Origin of the sequence: Winogradskyella sp. SM1960, assembly GCF_020179375.1 — a bacterium.
GTDB lineage: Bacteria > Bacteroidota > Bacteroidia > Flavobacteriales > Flavobacteriaceae > Winogradskyella > Winogradskyella marina.
In genome coordinates this window covers 47,604-73,981 of the sequence record NZ_JAICBG010000009.1, presented here as the reverse complement: position 1 = coordinate 73,981, position 26,378 = coordinate 47,604, and the positions used below count along the sequence as shown (strand labels likewise).

Sequence of the window (26,378 nt, the reverse complement as noted above, 5' to 3'; positions counted from 1 at the left end):
ATGAAAAAATTACTGACAATAATGCTAGTTTTTGCAATTATTTCATTGTCTTATGCACAAAAAAAAGAGATAAGAGAAATTGAAAAAGCACTTAAAGATTCAAATTTTGCTGATGCTAAAGCAGCGGCTTCTTCAGCTGAAGCGTTGATTGGAAGCATGGATGATAAGTCTAAAGCTAAGTTTTACTTATTAAAAGCACAAGCATTATACGCCAATGGTGCAGGTACAAATGCTGAAATAGATGACGCTATTACAAGTTTAGATAACTTGAAAGATTTAGAATCTAAAATGGGGAAATTAAAATATACCCAAGAAGCTAATGAAATGACGACAAATATGGTTAATTCGTTTTTAACCAAAGCTAATGATGCTTTTACCAATAAAAATTATAGTGCAGCAGCAAAACGCTTTGAGAAAGTATATAGAATGTCTCCAAAAGACACCTTATATTTATATTACGCGGCTTCGTCAGCAGTTACAGAGCCAGATTATGAAACAGCTTTAGATTATTATATTCAACTTAAAAACATGGGTTATAATGGTTCAGAAATGAATTATTACGCTACAAATGTTGAAACTGGTGAAGAAGAAAATTTTGCAGACAAAACATCTAGAGATTTATCAGTAAAGGCTAAGTTACATAAGTCTCCAAGAGATCAAAGAAGTCCGTCTAAAACGGCTGAAATTGTAAAAAATATTGCTTTAATTTATGTGTCTCAAGGTGATAATGAAAAAGCCTTAGGTGCCATGGCAGATGCTAGAAAAGAAAATCCAGATGATATAGGATTATTACTATCTGAAGCCAATGTATATCTTAAAATGGGTAACAGAGAGAAATTTAGAGAGTTGATGGAAGAAGCCACTGAAAAAGACCCAAACAATGCAGAATTACAATATAACTTAGGTGTATTAGCAGCAGAAGGAGGAAACTCTGAAGCAGCAATAAAGTATTATGAGAATGCAGTTGCTATTAATCCTAACTATGTAGATGCTTATACTAATATTGCAGTGGTTATTTTAGAGGGTGAAGCTAAAATCGTTGAAGAAATGAATGGCTTAGGAACTAGTAAGGCTGATAACATTAAGTACGATGAATTAAAAGAAAAGCGTATTGAAGTTTATCATAGTGCAATTCCTTATTTAGAGAAAGCTTTGGAATTAAAAAACACAAACATTGATGCTGCTAGAACTTTAATGAATATTTATAGTGCTATAGGTGAAATGGATAAATTTAAAGCTATGAAAGCTAAAGTTGAATCTATGCAGGCTTCTGCAAATGGTAATTAAAAACAACTACTTAGTGTAAAAAAAAAGCGACTCTTAAAAAAGTCGCTTTTTTTTATACTATTTTTTTAATGACCCTTAGTTTGTGGGTATGTGTGTTCTTTTCAATATTATAAATACCACTATGGTCTAAACGATCAATTCTTACCTTTCCATGTGCATGAATAACGTAATTATCTTTCATTATAATGCCAACATGTGTAATATCACCTTCTACATTATCGAAAAAAGCTAAATCACCTGGTTCGCTTTCTTCAATAAAACTTAAAGCTTCACCTTGGGTTGCTTGGTCTGAGGCATCTCTTAATAGTTTATATCCATTAAGTTTATAAACCATTTGGGTAAAGCCAGAACAGTCAATGCCAAAAGGTGTTTTTCCTCCCCATAAATAGGGCGAATTCAGAAATAAAAATGCTGATTTTACAATATTTTCTTTCGGACTTTTTGAAGTTAGTGCAACACCATCAAATTGATGCTTAAATAGCGATAAGCCATTTAGGTCAGATCCAACCGGAATAGGATATAAGTTATTAGAATCATCTGAAACAAATTCAATTAAATCATTAGATAAATGTATATCAGATGTATTTAAATCGTTATAATTAGATTCATCTATTTCGAGATATTGTTTATTATCTATCCAACCTTCATACTTATCGAAAGCAAAACGAATACGACTCCATTTTTTGCGTTGTTCTAAGACCTTAAAATAATCACCATACAAAGCTTGCGTTACCATTTCACTGGTATCGCTAGGTTCTAGTCGTATCGGTACAATTCCAAGATTGCAAATGCCGTATTGCATAAGGTTTAGTTAAGCGCGTTCTATTACAAATGCTGATGCTCCACCACCACCATTACAAATAGCAGCTGCTCCAAGTTTTGCATCATTTTGGTGTAAAACGTTGATTAACGTTACTAGAATTCTAGCACCAGAACAACCTAATGGATGTCCTAATGATACAGCTCCACCATTAACATTAACGTTACTATCTTCTAATCCTAAAATTTTCATATTTGCTAACCCAACAATAGAAAAAGCTTCGTTAAACTCAAAAAAGTCAACATCTTTTATATCAATATTCGCTTTTGCTAGTGCTTTTGGTAATGCTTTAGCAGGTGCAGTTGTGAACCATTCTGGCTCATGTGCTGCATCTGCATATCCTTTTACTATGGCAATGGGTTGTAAACCTAATTCTTCAGCTTTTTCTCTACTCATTAATACTAATGCAGCAGCACCATCATTAATCGTAGAAGCATTTGCCGCTGTTACTGTTCCGTCTTTAGAAAATGCAGGTCGTAATGCCGGAATTTTATCCATTCTCACATTCGCGAATTCTTCATCTTTATCAACGATAACAGGTTCGCCGCGACGTTGAGGGACTTCAACAGAAACCACTTCTTCTTTAAACTTACCTGCTTCCCAAGCTGCTTTAGAGCGTTCGTAAGATTGAATAGCATAAGCATCTTGATCTTCTCTTGAGAATTTGTATTCTGTAGCACAGGCATCTGCACAAACTCCCATGGCATTATTATCATAAGCATCTACCAAACCATCTTTTTGCATACCATCTTCTAAAGTAGCAGGTCCAAATTTAGTAGCGCTTCTGGCGTGGTAATAATGTGGAATTAAACTCATGTTTTCCATACCACCAGCAACCACAATGTTTGCATCTCCTAGTTGAATAGCTTGCGCAGCTTGCATTACAGCTTTCATTCCAGAGGCACACACTTTATTAATTGTTGTACAAGGAATAGTATTTGGTAATCCTGCATAAATAGCCGCCTGTCTTGCAGGTGCTTGTCCTGTACCAGCTTGTACTACATTTCCCATAATAACTTCATCTACCAATTCAGGTTTTAAGTTAATTTTATGTAAAGCTCCTTTAATTGCTGTAGCTCCCAAACGTGGTGCTGGCACTGTAGATAAACCTCCTAAAAAACTACCGATTGGTGTTCTTACTGCTGAAACTATAACGACGTCCTTATTCATTGTGATTATGTTTGATGTTATTTGATGCGAAATTAAACATTTTTTAAGAGATTTGAGAATGTATTAATGATATTAGCCGTCTAAAATTCTAATATTTATTACATTTGATTGTATATGAAACATTAGGAATTAAATTTTATTTCCTAAAGGTATAATTATATGGATATTCCACCTGCCAGCCGGCAGTCTGGTGTGACCGTTAAAAAACGATGAGATTAAACATATGAATGTGTTCTACAATAAGTGGTATAAGAATCACGCTTTAGTCTATAAGATTTTGTTGTTCATTGTAACAACTTTATTTATCGTTTACCTGTTTCCCAAAACAGGAAAGTTTAGGTATTCATTTGAGAAAGGAAAACCATGGCAATCTGAAAATTTATATTCGCCATTTAATTTTGCTATTAAAAAGTCTAATGCTGAAATTGAATCTGAACAGAATGAAATTAAAAACAGTAGTCTAGTTTATTTTGAAATTAATAGAGGTGTAGAAGATGACGTCTTATCTGATTATTTAATGAGATTTAATCAGGTATTTAAAGACTCTAGTAATTTTAGTAATCCGAACTCTGATTTATATAATAAAGGAAAATCAATTATTACAAACTTATACAGTTCGGGTATATTAGATTTAGATTATAACTACGCTGATGACAGACCAGTAAAACTAGCAACCGCAAATAAAGTTGAAAAGGAAATTAAGTACGGAAGCTTACTGGAGCTTAGTAATCTACGCCAACACATTGAGGCTGACTTAGGTAATTCAATACCTATAGAATTAAAAAAACAATTAATTTCTGTTTTTTTCGACGTTATAAAACCGAATACTAAATTAAATAGTAGTTTAACAGAAAAAGCACTTGAGGAAGAGCTATCCAGAATATCGCTGACTAGAGGTCGCGTAGAAAAAGATCAACTTATTATTTCAAAAGGGCAAGTTATTGAAGATGCTCAGTATGAAATTTTAAGATCCTTAAAGTCTGAATATGAGTCTCAGGTTTGGAATTCTGCTAATTACAATTGGGTGTTAATTGCGTATACGTTGTTAGTGGCATTAGCACTTTTAATGCTGCTATTATTTCTAAGTAAGTACAGAAAGGAAGTCTTTTTAAATAATACAAAGGTGACCTTTATATTTTTCAATATTGCCTTAATGATATTGTTGAGCACCTTGGTTATCAATTTTAATTCTCAGTTTATATATGTAGTGCCTTTGTGTATTTTACCCTTAGTTTTAAAAGCGTTTTTTGATGCTAGGTTAGGCTTGTTTACACATGTACTCACCGTTTTACTCTTAGGTTTTATAGTGCCAAATAGTTATGAGTATATGTTTCTACAAATTATAGCTGGTATGGTGACTATTTTAACGGTTTCAGAATTGTATAAACGTGCCAACCTTTTTATTTCAGTAGGTCAAATAACATTTATTTATATTATAGCTTACTTTGCATTTTTTGTTATTCACGAAGGACAATTAACAGGTTTAAAAATTGAAGTTTTTGGAATGTTTATTCTTTGTGGTTTAGCGACGTTATTTGTGCAACCCTTAATTTATATCTACGAAAAAATCTTTGGATTAGTCTCTGATGTTTCATTATTAGAGCTTTCGGATACCAATACTAAATTATTAAAAGAATTATCTAACAAAGCACCAGGAACCTTTCATCATTCGTTAAATGTAGCCAATTTAGCAGAAGCTTCAGCGAATGAAATCGGTGCAAATGCGATGTTAGTTAGGGTAGGGGCATTATATCATGATATTGGTAAGATGAACAACCCAACGTATTTTACGGAAAATCAGAGTACCGGAATTAACCCTCACGATGAATTGTCGAATAAAGAAAGTGCGAAAATTATTATAGATCATGTGATAAACGGCATTGAAATCGCTAAAAAAAATAATTTACCAGATCGTGTTATAGATTTTATAAGAACGCATCATGGCACCAGTTTAGTTTATTATTTCTACATGAAAGAAAAGGCAGCAAATGAATCTGTAGATATTAAAGATTTTAGATATCCTGGACCAATACCATTTAGTAAGGAAACTGCAATTCTAATGATGTGCGATAGTGTAGAGGCGGCTTCAAAGAGTTTAAAAGAACCTACAACTACTAAAATTAATGATTTTGTAGAAAACATTATTAACAAACAAATGGAAAGTGGTCAGTTTTTAAATGCGAATATTACATTTAAAGAGATTCAGTCACTTAAAAAAGTTCTAAAATCTAAATTGGCAAATATTTACCATTTAAGGATTGAGTATCCTGAGTAAAATAAAATTACCTCATTTATTATGTTCAATTCTGAATTAAAAAGAGACTTATCTGAAACCTAAAAACGGATACTATTCTTGTGCAATTAAGTTTTTAGGACACTGCAATAAAGATGGTTATCTAAGTATTATACCCCTTGTATTTAAAGCCTTTATATTCAATACAGTGCTTTTTAGGAAGCATACAGTTGTTGTAAACTAAAATTAGTAATGTTACAATATCCCTGAATACGGTTAGAAAAGTATGTGTTTAAATGTTCAATTTTGTAAGGAACAAAAACTTACAAATATGGATTTTAAAACAATGTTACAATTACCGGTATTAGATACTAATGAGGTTTTAGCAATAGTACAAGAAATAGCAGATATAGAAAGAAAAGAAGAAAGACCGCGTATGCCTAAGGTTGCAATCTCTACACATTCTGACACTGCTTCTGGATTTTTTGTCAACTATGATGCAGAGAAAAAAGTAGTTTTATTATGTGATATTTATGATCGCGATGCGCAATTTCAATATATAGAAGTACGCTCTATTTCATCGATTTCTTTGAGTAACATAAATAAGCATACTTACCTTTTATCTGATGGAAATATTCCTTTTACTCCAGATGCAGATGATATACCAACAGTACTTCAGCTTAAGAAAGATATTAAAAACTTAGAATTAGAAACTAAAGACGCTTTAGAAAAAGAAATGTCTATTGTATATGTGCACGACGGAACTCCTGAAGATTTGGATAAGTTTTATGCTTCAAAAGTTGTACCGTTATTAAAAGAAACGCTTTCTAAAATAGCAACAGATCACTTGGCAAAAGCTGCTTTTACAGAGGCTTTTTCTACTATTAATTTTTGTTTAGGAAGCGAAAATAGCTTAAAACGAGATAAAGAGGTTGTTACAATTACAATAGATACCTCTAAAGGCTTAAAGAGTTTCTTTAAGGCGAAACAATTACAAGATCAAATCGAAAAATTTTTATAACCTTTAAATAAATCAATATGCAAGATTCTAATGTAGTAAGTCGAATAGAATTATTAATAAGAAAAGATAACAATACAACGAAATCTTTTGTCTTAAGTCATTGTGATTATAGCTTTAGTAATGATTATTATACAGAGGAAAAAAAACCGATAGAGGTCAGTTTTTCAGGGACAATAAAAATGATTAATGATCCTTTGTTTATGGAATGGATTTCTAATCAACCTGGCGAATGGTCTGGTAGTGCTAAGGTTTATCATAGAGATCAAGAATCAGCTTCTGTAACTATAGCATTTGAAAAGGCCACCGTAGTCAGTTTTAGTCAGTCTTTTTCTGAATATAATGCCCACAGTGATGCATACTTTAACGTAATTATGAAAGGGGTGTCCTTTAATAATGTGAAACTAAGTTAGTACAAAGTTTTCCATAAACAATTATAAAAAAAAGCCTTTAAGGAATTAACTTAAAGGCTTTTCTCTATGCTACTATGAACCCTTTATTATTTCATAAAAAAAAGGAGAAACACAATCTTGGCTTCTCCTTGTTTTTAATTATAGTGTTGAGACTATAAATTATTTTCTAGATATTCACGGATTGTTAAATCTATAAAATAACCACTGTGATGACCACCCCAACATGCTGTTAAAGAAAATACTCCATCCTCTAATTTTAATTCTTTTTTAGCTTCAGCCCCTTCATTTGGGATGCAGTATACTTCAATCGAATTTACACTCTCTGCCATTGCCTCTTTTCCCATATCGTCTTTACAAACCAATTTTATACCGTCCGTAAGACGTTGTAAACATACACTTGGCACAAACTTTATAAAATCTAATTCAAAAGTGTCCCAATTAATATGAATTGGCAATTCTTTATCGACAATCTCATTAATTTCTTTTTGATAATCCGCTAAATATTGATCCTCTATAGATTTTGCTGCTCTTTTTTCTTGTAATCCCATAATTCGTTATTTTAATTTAATTAATACTTCAAAGGTATAGGAAGTCATAGGTTTAAAAACACCCTTAATAAGGGAATAAAGAAACTCACTGAATTCCGTGAGTGCTTTGCTTATAGATTACGCTACATTTATTTTTTAATTTAAAAACCATGAAAATTACAATTATATCTATAGTTTGTTTTCTAATATTAGTCCTTGTTCTAGCTGGATGCTCCAAGTATATCGGAATTCCTAAAAAGAAGGCAGCACGTAATTTAGAAGAATATTTACAAAACAAATACAAAGGAAAACTCGGTTATAGTGATTTAAGTCTGTTTTTTAATGCCGCAACCATGGATCCTAATATGTACGGTGTACTTATATATGATAAAGATATTCCTGAAATTGCATTTTACACCCATCTTAATCTGAAGAACATATTAGAAAACGACACCTTGTCTATGTATGCTGCAGCAGACAGAATAACGGTAGACGATTTATACAAAGATGCAATTGCCCGTTACGAAGCTAGACAAGCTGTGGTTACCGATTTTAAAAATGATATTCCAGAAATAACCTTTTCTACAGAAACTATTGATTTAAATTTTAAACGAGATATAGAACCACAGGAATTAGATGATGTAATAATGCGTTTCATTGATAGATTAAATAAATCGTTTAAAGAGATAGATACCGCTTTTCAATTTAGTTTACTAGTTAAAACAGCGACACACCCTAATGGATTTATAACGATTCCATTAGAGGTGGACGATGATAAGTGGCAAGCAAAGTCGATGGTGTTGTCTAAAAAAGCAGCGGGATTTGAACGTCTAAAAACAATGGTTCTAAAAAACATACAAAGTAAATTAGAAATCCCATACCCTCATTATATAGCCACTGAAAATAGCAAAATTTATATGGATAAATCGTCTCTATCTAGAGGCGCCTGGTTACAGTATTTAGAGGATAAACGAATTGTAAATAACGGAAAAGGAAAATGGAGAAATCCACAAACAGGTCTTTATGTGGTATATTTTGATTTCGATACTAAATTTATCTATCGTGGCGAGTTATTAACTGAAGAAAATGATACTACGTCTTACTCAGAAGAACTAAGACAAATAATAAGCACCATAGAGGCTGAAGGTATTAGAACAAAATAATAAATTATTTTGTTAATCAAATAGGCCAGATTCTATAGCATATTTTACAGCACCTGTAGTCGTTTTAGACCCCGTTTTTAAGAGTATATTTTTACGATGCGTTTCTACTGTATTAACCGAAATAAATAGTTTCTCTGAAATTTCCTTTGACGTCAATTCATCTCCCAAAAGACTTAAAACTTCTTTTTCACGTGGGGACAATTCTATGTTTTTATATTTTTTACGTTCAAAGACACTTTCCATATAGCGTTGTTTAATAATTTCAGAAAAATAGTGTTCATTATCCAAAACAGTTCTGACAGCTGTTTGTAACTCCTCTTTGCTCGTAAATTTAGGGATAAATCCATCGGCTCCTTTTTGAATCACTTTATGTACCGTTCTGTGATTGTCTAGCATGCTCAACATAATAATTTTTACACTATCATGCTTTTTCTTAAGCTCTGTAAGTAGCTCTATACCATCCATTTTTGGCATACTGATATCGCTAATAATTAAATCAATTTCAAATTGATTCAACAATCTTAATACTTGTTTGCCTTCAGTTGCTAAATGGACGTCACCTATTTCTTGCATATCGCTTAAAATGGTGTTTATACCTTCTAGAAACATTAAGTGATCGTCTGCTAATATTATATTTGCTTTTTTCAAAATATATTAATTTATAGGAATGTCTATAGTTATAGAGGTGCCATGTCCTGAATTACTATCAATATCTAAAGTCCCTTTTATCTTTTGCAATCGTTCCTTAATATTTCGGAGCCCTATGCCTTGTTTTTTACTTTTTTGAAACCCTTTTCCATTATCATTAACCACAATATTTAAATGATCTTTATGTTTGGTGAGTTGCACATCTGCATGCGAGGCTTCCGCGTGTTTTATGATATTATTAATTAGTTCTTGAACAATGCGATAAACATCTGCCAAAAGTTCGTCTGGTAATAAATCAATGTCTTCTCTCGGAAATAAATACGTTTGTATATTAAGATCAGATTTTTTAATAACCTGATCAATGAAATCACTTAAGAAACTTGTAAAACCTATTTTTGAAAAGGGTAGGGGATGTAATTGATGCGATAAGCTACGTAAATCAATACAGGCGTTACTTATAGCGGTTGCAATGCGTTTCGATTTTAGGTCTTCATCTTGCTGTTCTGTATAATGCTCAAAGGCAATTTTTATACTTGCCAAATCACTTCCAATACCATCATGAATCTCGCGTGCTAAGCGCGATCGTTCTTCGTCTTGTCCTTCTTGATAACGTTCAATCACTGATAGTTTGTGATCTTTCATCATTTCAGAAAGTTTCTGCTTAGCGTATTTCTCTTGCTGAACACTCAATTCTTTTTGAATACGTAAGCGCTTCACATACGATAATCTTAAAATGACAAGACTAATTAAGACCAAAATAAAACCGGCAATTAAGGCATTTCTTAAAACATGCTGACGCTTTACAGTTAATTCTGCTTTTTGCAATTCGGCATCGCTTAATTTCTGCTCTTTTTCTAAAAGTTGAATTTTGGCTTCTTTTAACTCTGTCTCATAACGCTCTTGAATTTCTACGACGTATTTTTCCTTATCTAAAGAGTTCTGTTCAGCTACGCTTGCAACTCCCTTTTTATAAAACTCTAATGCTTTTCTGTAATTATTTTCTTTTTCATAAAGTTGCGCTAAGTTTTTATAAATGTCAGATTTATATTGAAATAAGGATTGTTTCTCTCCAATGGCTAAGGCACGTTGAAAATAATTGATGGCAGATTTTGTATGTCCTAGTTTGCTTTCGCATAGCCCTAAATCGTTTAATACAATAACAATGTCAGAGTGAAAATTGAGTTCTTCTAATAATACTAAGGTTTTTTTTAATGCAATTATGGCCTCTCTACATTTACCTTCGAGCACTAACATCTGTGAGAGATTAATATTTATATAAGCCACAACTGCATTGTTTCCTTCTTTTACTCTGTACTCTAAAACAGTTTGGTAATGTTTTCGTGCTTGCTCGAATTTACCTTGTTCTTTATAGATATTTGCAAAATTAAATAGGGTAGTGAACTCTCCGTCTACATCTCCTTTTATGCGATACAATTCCGCTGCACGATCTAAATTTTCTGCAGATTTTTTATAGTCTTTTTGAAGTAAATATAATGTGGCAATATTTTGATAGACATTAGCCTCTTGCACTTGATTATTCGTTAGTCTTGCATATCGCAAACACTCCATAAAGTTATCAATAGATTTAGGGTATTTACCTAAACCTTTATAAGCAGTGGCTAGAATGTTGTAACAGGCCGCTAAACCTTTCTCTATGTTTGATTCTTTTAATAATGTAATGGTTTTGTTGGTATACTTTATGGTGCTTTTATAATCGCCCATAATATTAGCCAAATTCCCCAAAGCATAAAGCGCTTGTGCTTCTTGAAGGTTTTTATTTAATCGTCTACTTTCCTTAAGCCACTGCAGTGCTACTTCTTTAGCGGCTTGAGGTTTTGTATGTAAATTTCTGGAATAAGCACCAGACAACGAGTCTAATAGTTTGTCTTCTGTAGTTTGAGCAGAGATCGACAAGCTTATGCCTAGCATAAGGCAAACAGAAACAAAAAAGTGTATAGGAAACAATTTCATGAAATGGTGTAAACTTAACACCTTTTAGTTGAAATGTAGATCCCTAATTTTAGATTTGGTCTTTTTTAACAGTTCTTATTCTTCATTTTGAAAATCTTCATCGTGTTGTGAAAGTTCTTCTAATATATTATGTAGTAAAAAGTCATCCGATGCGAAATGGGTTTTTACATGCGTTAATTGATCATATAAGGCCTGAACTGATGGTTTATCTTTACTTAAAAACATAGCGCTGTATTTGGTAAATCCGTCTACATCGTCTAATTGTTGAGCTAGTAATTTATGACTTCTCAACATCATATTATATTCGTCCCTCGGGAAATCAAAAAAGGTGTAATCGGGATAACTTTGTATAGAATGCTGAAGTGTTTCTAAGGCTTTTTTTGGCTCATTTTCTTCATTATAAAAATTATATAACTTAAAAAACGTTTTGTAATCGCTTGCTTCTGGGGCCTGCTCTTTTGCGGTTTTGTAAGCGGATAAGGCTTCCGCACTATCAAAACTATCTTCTGCACAACTCGCAACCATCTTAAGGTAAAAGGCTTTGTTATTGGCCATATGTGCGGCTTGACTAAGATTACCGATGGCGGCATCAAAATTCTTTAAAATCCAGTGGATTAAACCATTGTTTCTAAACTCTATAAACGTAGTTGGCATTTCAACCAAATCGGCTTCAGAGGCTGGTGCTAAATCTTCGGGTAATGGTAAATAATCATAATAACAAATCCACTTAAAAATAGGATACAATTCTGGTGCTAATTGTCCTTGTTCGTGATTATAAATGGCATATTTATGGCATTCTTTATAATCGCTCATTTCAAAAAGGGCTTCCACACACAAATTCATAGTGCTGCAGTAATCTGTATCGCCAATCTTATAATAATTGATTTCAGATTGCATATCTTCAAAAAACGCAGTGTAGTTTTGATTATTCATATGAATAATCATCCTTAAATTATACAACCAAGGTGCATAAGAATGTGACGGTAACGGGAAATCTTCTAAGGCCTCATTCAAAACAACCAACGCTTCATCAAAACGCGACAATTTCACCAAAGCACGTGCTTTAAAAAATAAGGTTTTAAGCGTTGCAGGCTGTCTTCTATGAAATTGTTCCACAATATCTAAAATCCCTTGCCAACTTTCTATGCGTCCATTCACTTCCAACAGATAAAATAGGTACTCGCTCATTCTAAGGCCGTTTCTAAAGGCTTCGTGATAAGCTTCTCCGGTTTGCTTGTAATTTTTAACAAAGAAAAAAGCACGTGCTTTTAAAACGAATAGGTTCGGGTTTTTAGGATTCAAGGTTAACCCCTGTTGTACACATTGATTTAAAACATTTCTGTCTTTGGTATGATAGTAAGCCGAATCGCCATAGCGTAGGTAATAATGCTGCGCTAATTGCCATCCCGAGTTTGCAAAATCTTGCATATAGATTTTAAACGCTTCAAAATTACTATAGTCTTCTTCTGGTAACTGTGGCTCGCCAGGGTCTTTTATAATTTGAGACACCATATCATACCTCATAAACGATTGGAAATAATCTACCAATAGCATACGGGTTTTATCAGTTATCTCTAAATGTTTCCATTCTGAATTCCACAAGGCTTTATTGTCTATAGATTTGTTTTCCCACATAGACACTTGCATATTGGCTAAAGTTTGGCTAGGTAGGTCTAAACGCTCATCTAATTGTAAGCCTTTTAAAACGGTTTTGTTATGCGTTGCCGAAGCTAAATCTAATAACTCATTACAATCTGCCTCTTCATCAGCATCACAGATATGTTCTAATTGTGCGGCTTGGATATCCCAAAGTAAAAAACGAGCTTCTGTTAAGGCTGGATAGCACTCTAGAAGATATTTTAAAACCAAAATGGCTTCTTGGTAACGTTTTTCATTTTGCAATTTAAAAGCATAATGTAATTGTAAGGTGTCGTTATACGGATAACGCACTAAAGCATCCTCGTAAACGCTTTGCTCACAGTCTTGGTAAAAGCTACAGACGTATTCAAAATCTGATGCTTGTACTTGACCACAATCTATTAAAGCTTGTAAATACGACTTTAAAACAGGCATATTCATTTCTTCATAAACGCCTAGATAGAGCATGTAAATGCGATAAAACCTGGCGAAATCTTCGGGTTCACTCAATAAAGTTACATATTCTTGAATTTTACCAACTACCGTCTGTAAAGCCTGGTACTGGTTATTTTTATAATACGCTTCTGCTTGTTCTATGTAGGTGATGATGTCTTTTGATGATATAATCATTTGTTCCAGTTTTTAAACCAATCGGCGTGTTCTATGTGTAAGCGTTGATAGTGATCCCATAAGGTACTCATATTAGGAAATGTACTAACGTCCTGTTCTGTAACTCCTAATACATATTCATCTCCTATGCATACATTTCTATGAAATTCTCCCCAGCTTGAAAAGGTAGATTTTATGGTGGTATTTACTTCTTCTAAACGTAAAATCATTTCTTCGGTAGTGATAAAACCTAAAACTAAACCTAATCGCATTTGAAAAATATACATTGCTATTTCATATCCCCTTAGTTTTTGGTTTTTTAAACTAAAACGATATTTCCACACCGTTTTATAGGTGTTTTGTGTTTGAGGGCTATTTAAAGCTCGGTATTTGGCTTCAAAAGTTTCTGTGGTGTCGTTTCTAAACTCAGCTGCTAGTTTCTCAAAAGCTTGAGAAACCATTAATCCACTTTCGTAATGCTGTAAACTATTGCGCAAATGTAAGCCTGATTTTATACCTAAAATGGTTAATAATCTTTCGGCTTGCTTTACGTGCATTTTATCTTCTAAGTTAAAGCCGGACCAACTGCTTAAGTTAGCTTGCTTATGATTTTTCTTTAAAATCAAGGCCGATAAATTTAATTGGTCTTGAATTTCCGGTGTGATATCTTGTGTCATTATGTTAAGCATTTAATTGATCCGCCACTTGCAATAATGCATTGGCTAGTGGGTCTGAATATGCTCCAGACTTTGAAATCGCTTTTAATCCCATAGCGTAAGAGTTCGCTAAATTGCTGCCTTTTACCAAGTGTACAAATATGTTTTTGCTAAGGTTACCGTAAGTTTCTAATGGGGTTCCTGGTGCCAAGTCGGTATCTAATAAAGTCATATATAGGGTTTGACCAAATCGCATTTCTAAACCAGTATCATCATTACTTAACCACGTTTTTAAATCTGCGATACGCGTGTTGAAAAAATCTAACAGTTCGGTTTCGCAACCTGCCGTTTTATAGGTTTCTAAATTGGTGAGTAGCGTCTCCACATAATGGTGATTCACTTCAATAGCATTTATATCAATCGTTGAAGAAGGAACAGTATTTACGAATTCCTCTGCGGATTCTGATTCTTGAGTTTCCTCAGCGTCTTGTTCTGTGGCTTCTTCTAATTCAGCCTCTTCGGTTTCTAAAACAAACTGACTATAGCTTTCAATTTGGTCGTATAAAGTATCATTACTACTGAAACGAGAATCGTCACTATTACTATATTCGTATAGATGTGTGATGGTGTTTAGATGAAGTTTTTCATTTTTTAACTTGCCTAAGAAATCGACTAAAAAGACTTCAATATCCGCAGAAATAGCTTTAAAAATAGGATTGGTTGCTTCTTTACTTTTACATCGTTTATGAAAACTAAGTATGCGGTTTACCAAGCGGTCTAAAAAGAAACCTACATCTTCATTCTGAAGGTTAAAGTATTGCGCCACACGCTCACCTTGAGTGGTTAAAGCTTCGGGAACCCAAACAGCTTCTTTGGTTACACTGTAATAATAATCGCCTAAATAATTAAACCAAGCTTGAATAATATTTAGGGTTAGCGGACGGTTTTCGTTGATATAGTGCTTGCGTGCAAATTGGTTACAAACCTCAACAGCATTGACATCTAAATCTTTAAGCGCCCAAATTTCATTAACACGTGTAAAGTTTCCTGCTTCCACACATAAAAACCCTAAGGCTTCTGCTATAAGCGGAATATTTTTTGCTCTAACAACAGCGCTTGCATCCCGAGATGAATAAGCTAAAGTTAATAAAAAGCGTTGTAATTTTTCTTGCTCCTCTGCAGGGAATAATTCTAATAATGCTTCGCCTGCATCACAAAAGGCTCTAATTAAAAACTGATTTAAAGGGTTTTTTAGACCTTCCTTTTTTAAAGGGTCTAACCAAAGCATAACGTCTGAATGCGATTGTGCTATGGTGCGAATTACAAACGGTCCTGTAACTTGAACATCTTCACCTTTTAACCGCATTGTGGGTAGTAAGCCGAAACTATCATCTTCTAAGAACAGTTTAGAAAAAAGAGTGTTGAAGGTTTCAGAATGGTTTTTAAAACCTGTTTGCGGATGCGCTATTTGAAACCAAAACGGAATGCATTCTATAGGTAAATTGTTGGCGGTATTTTCACTTAAAATTTTAATCCCGTAATCTTTAAAAGCTTCCGAGTTTAAATTGGCACCACTATCGGCAATTAACCAGTCTAGAAAATTAATATAGCCTGCATCTTGTTCTGGCTTCGGAAGGCTTGTATCTCGTACATTGAATAATAACACATCTCCAGAATCCCATTTTTTGTTCGCCAATGCTTGCATTAATGGGTAGTTGCCTTCAGCAGTTGTTAAGTGTAACAGGGCGTCACTTTGAGCATCTGCCCAAATTAAACGTTCCTTTAAAGCTTCAATTGCTGTCAAAGCACTATTTGGATTGGCTTCGTAAAAAGCGGCCAAATCGCTACTGAACCAAGAAATCATAATATCGTATGCTGATTTCTCATACATACGACCAACCGGTAATAATTGATGAAATTTATGAATAAACAGTTCCCAATTCCCTTCAAAAAAACAATTTATAAAGTTGGAATCTATGGTGAAAGGAAACGTGCTTATAGTCTCGTCGTCTTGTTTTACGGCATAAGTACCGGATAACAAATCGTGTTTTAAGCAATTCTGAATTAAATACTCAGAACTCAACACATCTCGAATATCAAAAATACGTAGTATTAAAAACTGAGCGATAGGCAATGCGGCTTCTGAGGTACTTTCTACCAAAATCTTTATAACTTGAAGGAGTTGCTGTTCTGTTGCTTCAGAAAAGGCTTCTGACTGAAAATAGCCCAAATTAAAAGTCAAAAATTCGACTAATTTGTTTGTGCTTTTTTCATCTGGATAATAGCCTTCTTTTAACAAAGGCAACCAAGCGGTTACAAAAGCAATACCTTCAGTGGTGTCGGTATAGCGTTTAGGATGAAAGTAAATGTGTTGCGCGACTTGCGTTGTGAAATTAGCAGTAATTCCGCTGAAATCGCTATTGCTTTGTATGTTTTTATAAGCATCCGTATCTGTAGCTTCCAATAGTTCTAAAACCTGATGTATGGCTTTTGTTTCTGAAGCATCTAAAGCATCGCGCTTTAGGTTAGGGATAATATGTGTTTTAAAAATGGCAGACATTTGCTGTGTGGTATTCAAAAATTATATATTTATACGAATGTTATCAAGCGATATAAAACCATTCGTGATCTTCAATTTCGCTTTCAGTTCCTCTTAAACTTTCAAAAAAGGAAACAAGATCATCGGCTTCGATATACCCAATTTCTTGATCGGCACCAAAACGAATAATTTGTCCTGCTTTTCCTTTGGTATTTGGTGCAAAATCAAAAGCTAAAAAATTACCATTTTCTAAATCAAAAAACGGAATCCAATACGGTATAGTATACATTAATAATGTTTTTCCTTCATTGGTAGAATAGGTGTCTAACAACTCTTCTTGCGTCCAATCGTCGTAAATATCTTTCCACTGTTTCCATTCTTTATAAATGTCTTGAGCACTCATTATAGCACAACGATCAATGCCGTTATGAAGGCTTAAATAGTCTTTAATTATCTGTGGAAACGGATATCCGGCTTCCTTTTCAAATGCTTCATAAATAGCCTCGTTATTTGTAGGTGGATGAAGCGTTAATCTTTTTTCTGAAATTAAACCGATAAAAGAGGCGACCAAGGCTTTCATATCTATTTTTGCATCAAGTTGAATATATAGTGCTAGAAAATCTGATTTCTCTTTTGCCAATTGTTCCGCTATAAATGCATTCGGAATAAAATTATTTATAAAAGCCCCTGTATGTTCTGAAAACGTAATGTCTTTTAAGTTTGAAGTGGGTTGCGAATTATAGCCATTATCACTAAAATTATAGACTGTAGCACTTTTGTGCTGTTCATCATGAATAACAGTAAACCACGCTTCAAATGCTGTAGTATTTTCTATTTCAACAGTGAAAACAGTTTTGTCTTCTAAATACGCAACACCATAGAAATTATGAATGGTTTCATGATCTGGTGTAATAAAAATGAGGCTTAATAATTTCTTTCCAGACGCTTTTTCAACAGCTTTTAAAAGTGAATCTCTAAACGTAAAAGAATTACTATAATGTTCTGGATTTTCAAGTATGGGAAAGGTGTCTATTTGAATGGTCTCAAAATTAAAATCTGTCCATTGTAAATCCTTAAACTCGTCTGAATATGATATGTGATTGGCCATTTGCGCTTGTAAATTTAGAATGCTAAGGTACTTTGGAACATTATTGTTTTTATCACTGAAACTAGTGATTTTGAAAAAAATGAAAACAAATTATTTTAGAGAAATTCTCTTAATATCTTGACGTTTTGGTCCATAACTTCCATACACCGTGTTGAATTTAACATCTAATTTTTGAAGCAAATTAGCATAAGAAAACTGAGGCAATTGGTCCAAACAGCTTATAACAAGATATTTTTTATGGTTTAAATCTTGATGATGAATGGCATCGCAAGTTAAGGCGTAATTCAGTAATTCGGCATCTAAAGCTTGTGTTCTAAATCCGCCTTGAAATTCGTTAGTCACATTCGCTTCATTTTCATTATTCTGAAGGATTACAGCTTCGGTTTCTGCCATTGGGCCGTTGCCGTGACGCGTTTGGTAACAGCGGGTCACGTAATAAATATCAATTTCTGAAATCGTTTTTAAATGTGATTTGATAAGCTGAATCGCATTTTTAGAGGTGGTATAACTCCACGTGGTATGCGGATGAAAACCGTGCTGGGTATCTAGTAAAACGCCTTGACTACCTTCAAAAATAAAATGCTCGAACTGGTCTGCTAAATCAGATAATGAGGCGATGCTGTAGAATTTTTGAAACCCTAAACAACTCTCAATAAAATAGGCTTCATTATAGTCTTTGAGTTCGTTTTTATAATAGTCTTGTACAGCTTTTGGTTGACTTTCTAAACAGGTTTCATAGTAATTTTTGATACTTTCTAAACGTTGTTTTACCACCCAATCAAACTGTAAGTCGTTGGCGTAAAAGAAAATTTCAGCTTTGTTTCTTGCAATGGTCGTTCCGAAACCTAAGCCACAAGAGCCGTGATGCTGTTGCTTTTCAATCGCTCTATTAAAAGCAATATCGTAAAATGTAGTGACCATCGTTAACGGATGGAAATATAATTTGGGCTGGTAACTTTTTAAAAATTCCCCTTCGCCTAAAACAGCAGGAGGGAAGATGGTAGTATGTTCAGAATAATAGGTTGGTACGCCTAATAAAGTCGCTGATCCAAAATTGCTAAAAGTATGCGTTAGTGCCTCTGTACTTACAGTATGCCCAATTTGATGTCCTCCCGAAAACCGAACGACAAGATTTTCTTCAGGATGTTGCGATGCCAGAAAATCGGTTGTTAAGCCTTTTCCAGCATCTCCAAATCCTAAATCTATAACTAAACTACACTTTGGCATTACAACATGTTTTCTACTTCTGTACTATCAGAAGCGGTGTTGGTATCTGCTGAAGCATTATAAGGTTTATGGTTTTCAATTACCACATTAGCAATACGTTTAGCAACGGTTTTAAAGTCTGGGATCTCGATAAAATGATCACCTAAAAGTGCTTTCCAGTTGCCTTTACGACTTTCTTGTTTTGCCCATTCGTTATGCTCCAAATGCATATGAAATACATTATATTTTTCTTGAGCTTCTGCAATAATAGCTTCTGTAGTTATCGTTTCTGCTTCGTCTACGGTTGTATATCTTTTAATAATTTCAGCAGGAATAGTAGGGAAAACAGGCTCGTCTCCAATAGTAAATAAAAAGCCTTTTTGTTGTCTTTTTTCCCAACAATCGATTGAGGTATGTCTCGCTGCAAATAAATGTGCCAAGTTATACCCTTCTTGATTGTTTCCGCCGCCACCGCCTTCTAAATAAACGCGCGTCAACCAGCGGTCAAGCAATTCTGCAGACGATTCAAATTGCCCTACTTGCAACGGCGCATGATCATATATAAAATCGCCAATCCCTAAAAATAAGACTTGCGGATCTTCAATTCCGGCTTCCATTAAAGAACCAATAAGGTCTGGTAAAGCTTCTTTAACAATATGTTCTGGTACAAAGCCCATACTACCAGTAACATCTAAGGCTACAATAATAGATACGGTTTCTGGATGTTCTTCAGAGTCTCTAGACTCTCTAATTATGGCTTTTTTTGGATCCATTTCTGGATCTATTTCTCTAGAGGTAAAAATCTCTTCTCTAGACTTATTGCCGTAATCTTTTATTTTTCTTAATCGTTTGTAAGCATCGTTACTAAATCTTCCTCCTCCCATAATTATAATTCGTTTATTGTGCCTCCAAATAAATGCGCATAACGCTTTTTGGCTAATTCTAATTTAATTTCTAAGTTTCTTATTTTAACCGACATTTCTAAGTCTTTTGCCACATAATCTCTCGCATCAAAATCAGACGCCAGAACCAAACTGTTGGCATCTGTCGGGCTCATATCTAGCATATTTTCTTGCTCACGTTTTAAACGTTTTAAAGACAAAGCTAAATCTTCGGTTTCACGTTTGTACATTAATTGTGCATCTTCTGCAATAGCATTGGCACGATCGTCTCTTATTTTATCGTTGTTGCGTTTTAAAGATTCTAAAAACGCAGCCGTTTTGGTATTATCTTCCATAAAAAAGGTTTTCCACAAAGTTAAATTATGTACTCTTGGTTTTTATCCCTGAAAACTGTGATATTTAATTTCAGATGGAAACTATTTAATTGAGTTAGTCTTTTTCACCACGAAAAAATCACGGAATACAGGCATTACTTATTTCAAGAAGCAACTTACTTTTGAAACTCTTAAAAACAAGCTTATGATTGCATTACATTTATCGTCAAAAGGGTTTCAAATTAATTCAGAAACCATCACATTTCCAGTGCCGTTAACACAGTTAAAAGCGTGTTTGAATGAAAATTACAGAACTACTGAAGGAAAAAATACTACGGTTTTTACTTGGGATGATTTAGGAATTTTAGCCTATTCTAAAGATGGAGAAATGGCTGAATCGATCACTGTGGCTTTAAAATTGGAGGACTATGAATTTAGTCCGAAGCAAATTTTTGGTGGTATATTTTATTTTAACAATCAGGATATTGTACGGTATTATAAGTCGCATAAACAGCAGCACGTTAAATTATTTAAAGGTGATAGAAGCGGGGCATTGGTAGTCAATGACATTAGTGCTTGGTTTTCTGTAAGAAGCGAAAAAACTGAGGCTATTGAAATTAGTGAATACACGCCTTATGTACGTGGTGCTGGAATTCCTAAAGATAAATACAGCATAAAACCTTTAGATGAAGAAGTCCTGACGTTTGTAGATTTTGGGTTTAAATTATCTATAATTGAAGAGCTGATGTATATGAAAGACCTTATAAAACCTGTATTTGATCTGTATGAATTTGCAGATTGGTATCAAGGTCGTGAGATTGATATTGATGAAGAAGGTTACGAAACCATTGCGGAAGTCACCCAATATTTTAAAGACCTACCGATACCAAAACGCTTAGCTTCCGAAATTACCGATTTTTACCAAGATGGCGGAAACGATATTTATATGAATTTATCTCCGTTTTCTGGTGGTGATGTTGAGTATTGGGATATTAAAACCGCTATAGATGCCAAGCAATTTCCTAACTTAAAAAAAGTAACTTTGTGTTATGCTACCGATGAAGCTTATAAGGAGTTTGAGCAGATGGGGATTGAAGCGGAGTGGCTGTAACCTAATATTTACGGTATGATTCAAGAACACTATCAAAAAGCCATAAAATTCGCAGGAGAAAAACACAGTAAGCAAAATGTACCAGGAAGCGAAGCGAATTATCTTTTACATCTCTCTAATGTTGCTATGGAGGTTTTAGTAGCTTACCAGAACAAGCCAAATTTCGATTTGGTTTTTGCTATACAATTAGCATTGCTGCACGACACTTTAGAAGATACCGACACAACTTTTGAAGTTCTTACAAATGAATTTGGTTTAGCTATCGCTAAAGGTGTTCAGGCACTGACTAAAGATGAAACGCTTGCTACAAAAAGAGAGCGTATGCAGGATAGCTTAAGGCGGATAAATACCTTAGAAAAAGAAGTTGGTTTGGTTAAATTAGCCGATAGAATAACAAATCTTCAACAGCCACCAAGTACTTGGAAACCGGATAAAATAAAAGCCTATGCTGAAGAGACGGTGTTAATAGCAGAAACACTTCGTGGTAAAAATGAATACCTACATAATAGACTTCTAAAAAAAATAGAAACTTATAAAAAATACGTTAAATAAGGATTATCTTTTTTTTAAGCTGGTGTAATTGATAGGGATAAAAATCGAAGTTCACGGGTATAGTATTGTATAAATTAATTAGGTTATGACCCAAGGGGAAGTCAAAAAAGATAGTATTCATTTTAAACATACGACTTATAAAAATAAAGTGACTTTAGATAGGATGAGGTGCTTTTGCCTGCTACTGTTTGTAGTCCTTTGCGGTAAATTTCATGGGTATGCACAAAACAATCCTAAAGATATTGCTAAACTTTTAGAGCGCTCTAAAACGTTGGCACAAACACAAATTGACAGTTCCTTTCTGTATGTCGATAAGGCTTTGAAAATTGCAGCAACTTTAGAAAACGACACCTTATTAGCCCAAGGACGTTTACAAAAAAGTGGACTTTATATATTGAAAAACGACTTTTCAAAATCGGAAGCTCTTCTTCATAATATGATAGCAGGTCCTTTGTCTAACCGTTTTAAAGGTTTAGCGTTGCATAACTTAGCAACGATTCAGTATTACGAACAAAATTTTGAAGCTGCGTTAAGTTTGTTTATGCAAGCTGCAGAACTTTTAGAGCAAACGGCAAATCCTCAGAAATTAGTGAGTACTTACTCTAATATCGGGACCATAAATGCAACCTTAAAAAATTTTAAAAATGCTCAGATTTATTTTGAAAGAGCCTTAGAGTTAAGTGACTTTAATACTGGTATAAAGCTTCAAGTATTGGTGAATTTATCGAGTGTTTATTACAGTAAGAAGGAATATTCAAAATACTTAAAACACCTATTTGAAGCCGAAGAATTGGCCTTAGAACTTCAGGCGACTAAAGTGTTAGCAACCATTTATACCAATTTGTCCTTATACTATTCTACAGAAGTTAAGGATTATGTCAAGGCTATATATTATGGTGAAAAAGCGCTCAGCTTAAAAAAAGCATCCAACAAGATTAATACGCTAAGTAAAACCTATAATAATATTGGTTATGCCTATTTAAAGAAAAAAGAATTTTCAACGGCGATACGATATTTAGATAGTGCGCTTGTAGGAGCGGAAATTAATTTAAAGCCTCATATCTATAATAGTTTAAAAGCTTCGTATCAAGGTTTGCAGCAGAATGAAAAGGCCTTGTATTATGCCGATTTAAAAGACGAGATAAAGGATTCTATTGTAGAGGCCCATCAAAAGGAAAAGGTAGCGGAACTCACAGAAAAATATGAATCTGAAAAAAAAGCGCAGCGTATTACCGTATTAGACACAGAAAACAAATTGCAAGCACTGACCATTGCGCAACAACATAATCTACTATTAGCATTAGGACTATTTGCGATATTGATTGCTGTATTGGGCTATTTTGGGTTTAAAAATTACAAAATGAAACAACAGCTGGATAAAGTTTTGTTACAGCAACGCTTAAGAAAAACACAGTTAAATCCCCATTTTCTATTTAATGCCTTGCAAAGTATTCAAAATTTTATTCAACAAAATGATAAAGAAAAATCTAAAACCTATCTTACGAGTTATGCAAAATTAATTCGGCTTGTTTTAGAAAAATCAGATGAGGATTTTATTAGTGTTGAAGATGATAAAATAGCTTTAGAATCTTACCTTAATTTACAATTACTTAATTACAATAAGGCCTTTACTTATGGCATTGATGTTGCGGACTCCGTTACCGAGGATTTTGATTTGCTGCCTACATTAATAACACAACCTTTTGTTGAGAATGCCATTTTACACGGTTTAAACGCTAATCATGAAGGGCATATTGCGGTAGCTTACTATAAAAAGGAAAGTGTTTTATATGTGTCTATTTCAGATAATGGTAAAGGGTTTGAGGTAAAAGAAGATGAGGCGAAACGCTTACATAAATCCATGAGTATGACCATCATACGTGAGCAATTAAAAAATCTTAATCGAAGCTCAAAGGGTTTTAAAGGGGCTATTTCGGTCACATCAGACACGCAAGGAACAAAGGTGGTTTTAAGTTTTAAGACCATTGAAATGTAGTATCTTTGTCGTCTTATGCAACAACAAATTTCTTGTTTTATAGTAGAAGACGATCCACAAGCTTTGGCTTATGCTTCAACCATTTTAGAGGCATATGACAATATTAATGTCATCGGAAACGCCAAAACTATTGTAGAGGCGGCTAGTGCAATACAATTAAAACAGCCCGATTTTATAATTTTAGATGTGTTTCTAGACGATGGCAATGCTTTTGAATTCCTCGCCCTTTTTAAGACCATTGATTTTAAAATTATTTTTACCACCTCTTATGCCAAATTCGCGATTGAGGCGTTTAAGTTTAGCGCAATAGATTATCTGTTGAAACCTTATGACGAAACAACCTTAATAACAGCTATCGATAAAGTTTTTAAAGCCTTAACTAAAACTAATTACCAACGTCAGCTAAAAGCGTTAATGCATAATGTTTCTGAAAAAACGACTTCAAAAAAGTTGGTTTTAAAAACTTCTGAAGCCATTCATATCGTAGAGCTTAAGGATATTTTATTTGCCCAATCCGACAACAACTATACCTCATTTTTACTCAAAGATGAAAGTCGAATTTTAGTTTCTAAACCACTTAAGTCTTTTGATGAAAAATTAAAGAACGATCATTTCTTTCGTGTCCATCAGAGTTTTCTTATTAACTTAAATTTCATTTCATCTTACCATAAGCGTCGAGAAGAAGTTGTTTTAGATGGAAACCATGCGATTCCGGTGTCTCAAAGTCGAAAAAAAAGTTTGTTGGAATATATCGATGCTTTAGTCTAGTTGAATTCTCTCTCAAGTAGGGCATTTCCTAAATACTTACCGTCAAATTCTTATGCAAGCCTATACGAATACGATATAGGGTTAAATTTGTGCTCTAAAATAAATTTAATTGATGATTGATTTCAAAACCATAACCAAAGCTGTCACATTAATAACCTTGTGTGTTTTATTACATTCGTGCTATGCTGTGAAAACATCCGATGAATTTTACGACATTAAAACTTCAGAGTTAAATACGCTATACCTCATTGATATTTCAGGAAGTATGGAAGGTATTGATGAAGGTTCAGTTGAAGATCAGGTGATGAGAGAAGTTGGAAATACAGCAGGAAACAAAGTTAGTAAAGCTATTGGTGGAAAAATAGGCAGCATATTAGGGAAGCAAGTGACTAAAGAGGCTACCAAGTTAGGGGCTGTTAAGCGTAATTTAATACCGGCAATAAAAGGCTTACCAGATGGGAAAAAATTTCTAGTTTTTGCGTTTAATAATTCAGTTACAAAACAATCTAATGCGTTTAAGGTTGCAGATAATATGGCGCGAACATCAGCTAATTTATTTGTGAAGAACTTAACGGCTCAAGGCGGGACTGATACCTTACAAGGTTTGCTACAGGCTATAGCTACGGAAGACGTTCAGGAAATTGTTTTAATGAGTGATGGCTTACCTAATGACAATCCAAATACGGTATTAGAGGAAGTTAAAAAAAGAAATACAAATGATGTTATTATTCATACCATTGCTTTCGGGGAAGATGCAGACTTAAATTTTATGCAAACTTTGGCTGAAGATAATAATGGTACGTTTATTACGTCTAAAATGTAAGGAATAACGGGGATTAATTGGCATAGAAAATTAGGGATTTCTAATGCTGAACTTTACTAGTTTAATTTTAAAAACACGCTGTTTTTTAGCGTGTTTTTTTACTTTTATAGAGTTTAATCTTTTAACTAAACAGTCGCGATTTATAATTATCACTGCTTTCAGTGATAAAAAAAGTCCAGTTGAACTCTAATTTTGTCATGTAAAAATAAAACAAGCAATATTATGGGATTAGCAATTACGAGCGGCATTTTAGCAGACTTTATAGAAAACGAACCAGAAGGTTACCAAGCTTATAAGGTGATTTTTGAAAATATCAATAGCATCTTAGCTAAAAATAATGTAGAACCACACCACGAGCCAGAAACTTTAGATCGAGCACCTTTACATTCAGGAGGTTTTCCTTATCTGTTTTTACATTTTTTAAAACGTTTTGCTGCACACGTATGGGAAAACAGAGATAATGAAAATTGGGATTGGACGCCAACACCATTTCCTATCGATGATGAACCTGGAGAAGATCCTATTTTAGAGGAGCACTATTCGTATATGTCTAGTCACCTTTTAACACACTCTGATGCAGAAGGTTTTTATCTTCCTGTAGAATTACCTGAGGTTCTTTTTGATAATGACGAGCATCCTGTTCCTGGAGCGATGATTGGGTCTTCTTATGATTTGTTGAGAGAATTAAAAAGCTTAACCAAGTACTTAGATATTCAGTTAAACGAAGACGATATCATCTCTAATTTATCGGAAATCAATCAAAAAATACAAGATAAAGGCGATTTTTGGGTGGAAACCTTGGTTTGTGCTACACTTTTAGATGCTGCTAAATTTAGCCTTATCAACAAAACAGCCATCTTATTTCACTAAGCCCACAATTAACATAAAGCCACATTAGTTTCACTA

23 protein-coding genes are annotated in these 26,378 nt (G+C 33.8%); 11 read left to right on the top strand and 12 right to left on the bottom strand.

From position 1 onward, the window contains the following. The gene (locus K1X16_RS16685) at positions 1 to 1,287 is read left to right on the top strand and encodes a tetratricopeptide repeat protein (protein WP_225037231.1); all 1,287 of its coding nucleotides are present in this window, start codon (positions 1 to 3) and stop codon (positions 1,285 to 1,287) included. Between the two features lie 52 nt (positions 1,288 to 1,339). Here the strand turns inward: K1X16_RS16685 and K1X16_RS16680 are convergent, their stop codons facing one another. Both K1X16_RS16680 and K1X16_RS16675 read right to left on the bottom strand, forming a co-directional pair. Beyond that, positions 1,340 to 2,089 (bottom strand): NlpC/P60 family protein, encoded by a 750-nt coding sequence (locus K1X16_RS16680; RefSeq protein WP_225037230.1) that lies wholly within the window; start codon positions 2,087 to 2,089, stop codon positions 1,340 to 1,342. Between the two features lie 9 nt (positions 2,090 to 2,098). Further along, the gene (locus K1X16_RS16675; protein WP_225037229.1) at positions 2,099 to 3,277 is read right to left on the bottom strand and encodes an acetyl-CoA C-acyltransferase; all 1,179 of its coding nucleotides are present in this window, start codon (positions 3,275 to 3,277) and stop codon (positions 2,099 to 2,101) included. A 223-nt stretch (positions 3,278 to 3,500) separates the two neighbouring features. Between K1X16_RS16675 and K1X16_RS16670 the strand changes: the two genes are divergently transcribed. The 3 genes from K1X16_RS16670 to tssD all read left to right on the top strand — a co-directional run bounded on the left by K1X16_RS16670 (position 3,501) and on the right by tssD (position 6,941). After that, entirely contained in the window at positions 3,501 to 5,552 is a 2,052-nt protein-coding gene (locus K1X16_RS16670) for an HD family phosphohydrolase (protein WP_225037228.1), read from the top strand. A 289-nt stretch (positions 5,553 to 5,841) separates the two neighbouring features. Next, positions 5,842 to 6,531 carry a hypothetical protein gene (locus tag K1X16_RS16665; RefSeq protein ID WP_225037227.1) on the top strand — a complete coding sequence of 230 codons (690 nt, stop codon included), beginning with the start codon at positions 5,842 to 5,844 and terminating at the stop codon, positions 6,529 to 6,531. Between the two features lie 17 nt (positions 6,532 to 6,548). Then, positions 6,549 to 6,941 carry a type VI secretion system tube protein TssD gene (tssD, locus tag K1X16_RS16660; RefSeq protein WP_195871311.1) on the top strand — a complete coding sequence of 131 codons (393 nt, stop codon included), beginning with the start codon at positions 6,549 to 6,551 and terminating at the stop codon, positions 6,939 to 6,941. A 152-nt stretch (positions 6,942 to 7,093) separates the two neighbouring features. Here tssD and K1X16_RS16655 read toward each other — a convergent pair whose 3' ends face one another. After that, the gene (locus K1X16_RS16655; RefSeq protein ID WP_225037226.1) at positions 7,094 to 7,489 is read right to left on the bottom strand and encodes a hypothetical protein; all 396 of its coding nucleotides are present in this window, start codon (positions 7,487 to 7,489) and stop codon (positions 7,094 to 7,096) included. A gap of 149 nt (positions 7,490 to 7,638) precedes the next feature. Between K1X16_RS16655 and K1X16_RS16650 the strand changes: the two genes are divergently transcribed. Beyond that, on the top strand, positions 7,639 to 8,631 hold the full coding sequence (locus K1X16_RS16650; RefSeq protein ID WP_225037225.1) for a hypothetical protein: 993 nt from the start codon (positions 7,639 to 7,641) through the stop codon (positions 8,629 to 8,631). Between the two features lie 12 nt (positions 8,632 to 8,643). Here the strand turns inward: K1X16_RS16650 and K1X16_RS16645 are convergent, their stop codons facing one another. The 9 genes from K1X16_RS16645 to K1X16_RS16605 all read right to left on the bottom strand — a co-directional run bounded on the left by K1X16_RS16645 (position 8,644) and on the right by K1X16_RS16605 (position 20,243). After that, positions 8,644 to 9,279: a response regulator transcription factor gene (locus K1X16_RS16645; RefSeq protein ID WP_195871308.1), complete on the bottom strand. Its 636-nt coding sequence runs from the start codon at positions 9,277 to 9,279 to the stop codon at positions 8,644 to 8,646. A gap of 6 nt (positions 9,280 to 9,285) precedes the next feature. Continuing rightward, positions 9,286 to 11,193, bottom strand: a complete 1,908-nt coding sequence (locus K1X16_RS16640; RefSeq protein WP_225037224.1) for a tetratricopeptide repeat protein — start codon at positions 11,191 to 11,193, stop codon at positions 9,286 to 9,288. A gap of 132 nt (positions 11,194 to 11,325) precedes the next feature. After that, positions 11,326 to 13,518 (bottom strand): hypothetical protein, encoded by a 2,193-nt coding sequence (locus tag K1X16_RS16635; protein WP_225037223.1) that lies wholly within the window; start codon positions 13,516 to 13,518, stop codon positions 11,326 to 11,328. Beyond that, on the bottom strand, positions 13,515 to 14,174 hold the full coding sequence (locus tag K1X16_RS16630; RefSeq protein ID WP_225037222.1) for a DUF1266 domain-containing protein: 660 nt from the start codon (positions 14,172 to 14,174) through the stop codon (positions 13,515 to 13,517). The genes K1X16_RS16635 and K1X16_RS16630 overlap by 4 nt, the downstream gene beginning before the upstream one ends. Positions 14,175 to 14,178: 4 nt before the next feature. After that, complete coding sequence (locus K1X16_RS16625) at positions 14,179 to 16,731, bottom strand: hypothetical protein (RefSeq protein WP_225037221.1); 2,553 nt, start codon at positions 16,729 to 16,731, stop codon at positions 14,179 to 14,181. A gap of 25 nt (positions 16,732 to 16,756) precedes the next feature. Continuing rightward, positions 16,757 to 17,800: an SMI1/KNR4 family protein gene (locus K1X16_RS16620; protein WP_225037220.1), complete on the bottom strand. Its 1,044-nt coding sequence runs from the start codon at positions 17,798 to 17,800 to the stop codon at positions 16,757 to 16,759. Between the two features lie 90 nt (positions 17,801 to 17,890). Then, complete coding sequence (locus K1X16_RS16615) at positions 17,891 to 19,027, bottom strand: adenylosuccinate synthetase (RefSeq protein WP_225037219.1); 1,137 nt, start codon at positions 19,025 to 19,027, stop codon at positions 17,891 to 17,893. After that, positions 19,027 to 19,890, bottom strand: coding sequence for a hypothetical protein (locus K1X16_RS16610; protein ID WP_225037218.1), 864 nt, complete (start codon positions 19,888 to 19,890; stop codon positions 19,027 to 19,029). The genes K1X16_RS16615 and K1X16_RS16610 overlap by 1 nt, the downstream gene beginning before the upstream one ends. 2 nt (positions 19,891 to 19,892) lie before the next feature. Then, positions 19,893 to 20,243, bottom strand: a complete 351-nt coding sequence (locus tag K1X16_RS16605; RefSeq protein WP_225037217.1) for a hypothetical protein — start codon at positions 20,241 to 20,243, stop codon at positions 19,893 to 19,895. 184 nt (positions 20,244 to 20,427) lie between these two features. On the opposite strand from K1X16_RS16605, the gene K1X16_RS16600 reads away from it, so the two are divergent. From K1X16_RS16600 to K1X16_RS16575, 6 genes are all read left to right on the top strand, one after another. Further along, entirely contained in the window at positions 20,428 to 21,333 is a 906-nt protein-coding gene (locus tag K1X16_RS16600; RefSeq protein WP_225037216.1) for a DUF6892 domain-containing protein, read from the top strand. A gap of 15 nt (positions 21,334 to 21,348) precedes the next feature. Continuing rightward, positions 21,349 to 21,885 (top strand): HD domain-containing protein, encoded by a 537-nt coding sequence (locus tag K1X16_RS16595; RefSeq protein ID WP_225037215.1) that lies wholly within the window; start codon positions 21,349 to 21,351, stop codon positions 21,883 to 21,885. A gap of 85 nt (positions 21,886 to 21,970) precedes the next feature. After that, positions 21,971 to 23,881, top strand: a complete 1,911-nt coding sequence (locus K1X16_RS16590; RefSeq protein WP_225037214.1) for a tetratricopeptide repeat protein — start codon at positions 21,971 to 21,973, stop codon at positions 23,879 to 23,881. Between the two features lie 15 nt (positions 23,882 to 23,896). Continuing rightward, positions 23,897 to 24,649 carry a LytR/AlgR family response regulator transcription factor gene (locus K1X16_RS16585; RefSeq protein ID WP_225037213.1) on the top strand — a complete coding sequence of 251 codons (753 nt, stop codon included), beginning with the start codon at positions 23,897 to 23,899 and terminating at the stop codon, positions 24,647 to 24,649. 112 nt (positions 24,650 to 24,761) lie between these two features. Further along, a complete protein-coding gene (locus tag K1X16_RS16580; RefSeq protein ID WP_225037212.1) occupies positions 24,762 to 25,472 on the top strand; it encodes a VWA domain-containing protein in 711 nt (236 codons plus the stop codon). 222 nt (positions 25,473 to 25,694) lie between these two features. After that, positions 25,695 to 26,342, top strand: coding sequence for a hypothetical protein (locus K1X16_RS16575; protein WP_225037211.1), 648 nt, complete (start codon positions 25,695 to 25,697; stop codon positions 26,340 to 26,342). Positions 26,343 to 26,378: the final 36 nt, after the last annotated feature.

Bases quoted from the DNA above. Each gene is read 5' to 3' on its own strand.
- K1X16_RS16595 (WP_225037215.1), top strand. From the start codon at position 21,349: ATGATTCAAGAACACTATCAAAAAGCCATAAAATTCGCAGGAGAAAAA.
- K1X16_RS16685 (WP_225037231.1), top strand. From the start codon at position 1: ATGAAAAAATTACTGACAATAATGCTAGTTTTTGCAATTATTTCATTG.
- K1X16_RS16675 (WP_225037229.1), bottom strand. From the start codon at position 3,277: ATGAATAAGGACGTCGTTATAGTTTCAGCAGTAAGAACACCAATCGGT.
- K1X16_RS16575 (WP_225037211.1), top strand. From the start codon at position 25,695: ATGGGATTAGCAATTACGAGCGGCATTTTAGCAGACTTTATAGAAAAC.
- K1X16_RS16620 (WP_225037220.1), bottom strand. From the start codon at position 17,800: ATGGCCAATCACATATCATATTCAGACGAGTTTAAGGATTTACAATGG.
- K1X16_RS16680 (WP_225037230.1), bottom strand. From the start codon at position 2,089: ATGCAATACGGCATTTGCAATCTTGGAATTGTACCGATACGACTAGAA.
- K1X16_RS16605 (WP_225037217.1), bottom strand. From the start codon at position 20,243: ATGGAAGATAATACCAAAACGGCTGCGTTTTTAGAATCTTTAAAACGC.
- K1X16_RS16590 (WP_225037214.1), top strand. From the start codon at position 21,971: ATGACCCAAGGGGAAGTCAAAAAAGATAGTATTCATTTTAAACATACG.
- K1X16_RS16600 (WP_225037216.1), top strand. From the start codon at position 20,428: ATGATTGCATTACATTTATCGTCAAAAGGGTTTCAAATTAATTCAGAA.
- K1X16_RS16650 (WP_225037225.1), top strand. From the start codon at position 7,639: ATGAAAATTACAATTATATCTATAGTTTGTTTTCTAATATTAGTCCTT.
- K1X16_RS16670 (WP_225037228.1), top strand. From the start codon at position 3,501: ATGAATGTGTTCTACAATAAGTGGTATAAGAATCACGCTTTAGTCTAT.
- K1X16_RS16635 (WP_225037223.1), bottom strand. From the start codon at position 13,518: ATGATTATATCATCAAAAGACATCATCACCTACATAGAACAAGCAGAA.
- K1X16_RS16585 (WP_225037213.1), top strand. From the start codon at position 23,897: ATGCAACAACAAATTTCTTGTTTTATAGTAGAAGACGATCCACAAGCT.
- K1X16_RS16615 (WP_225037219.1), bottom strand. From the start codon at position 19,027: ATGCCAAAGTGTAGTTTAGTTATAGATTTAGGATTTGGAGATGCTGGA.
- tssD (WP_195871311.1), top strand. From the start codon at position 6,549: ATGCAAGATTCTAATGTAGTAAGTCGAATAGAATTATTAATAAGAAAA.
- K1X16_RS16580 (WP_225037212.1), top strand. From the start codon at position 24,762: ATGATTGATTTCAAAACCATAACCAAAGCTGTCACATTAATAACCTTG.
- K1X16_RS16665 (WP_225037227.1), top strand. From the start codon at position 5,842: ATGGATTTTAAAACAATGTTACAATTACCGGTATTAGATACTAATGAG.
- K1X16_RS16630 (WP_225037222.1), bottom strand. From the start codon at position 14,174: ATGACACAAGATATCACACCGGAAATTCAAGACCAATTAAATTTATCG.
- K1X16_RS16610 (WP_225037218.1), bottom strand. From the start codon at position 19,890: ATGGGAGGAGGAAGATTTAGTAACGATGCTTACAAACGATTAAGAAAA.
- K1X16_RS16655 (WP_225037226.1), bottom strand. From the start codon at position 7,489: ATGGGATTACAAGAAAAAAGAGCAGCAAAATCTATAGAGGATCAATAT.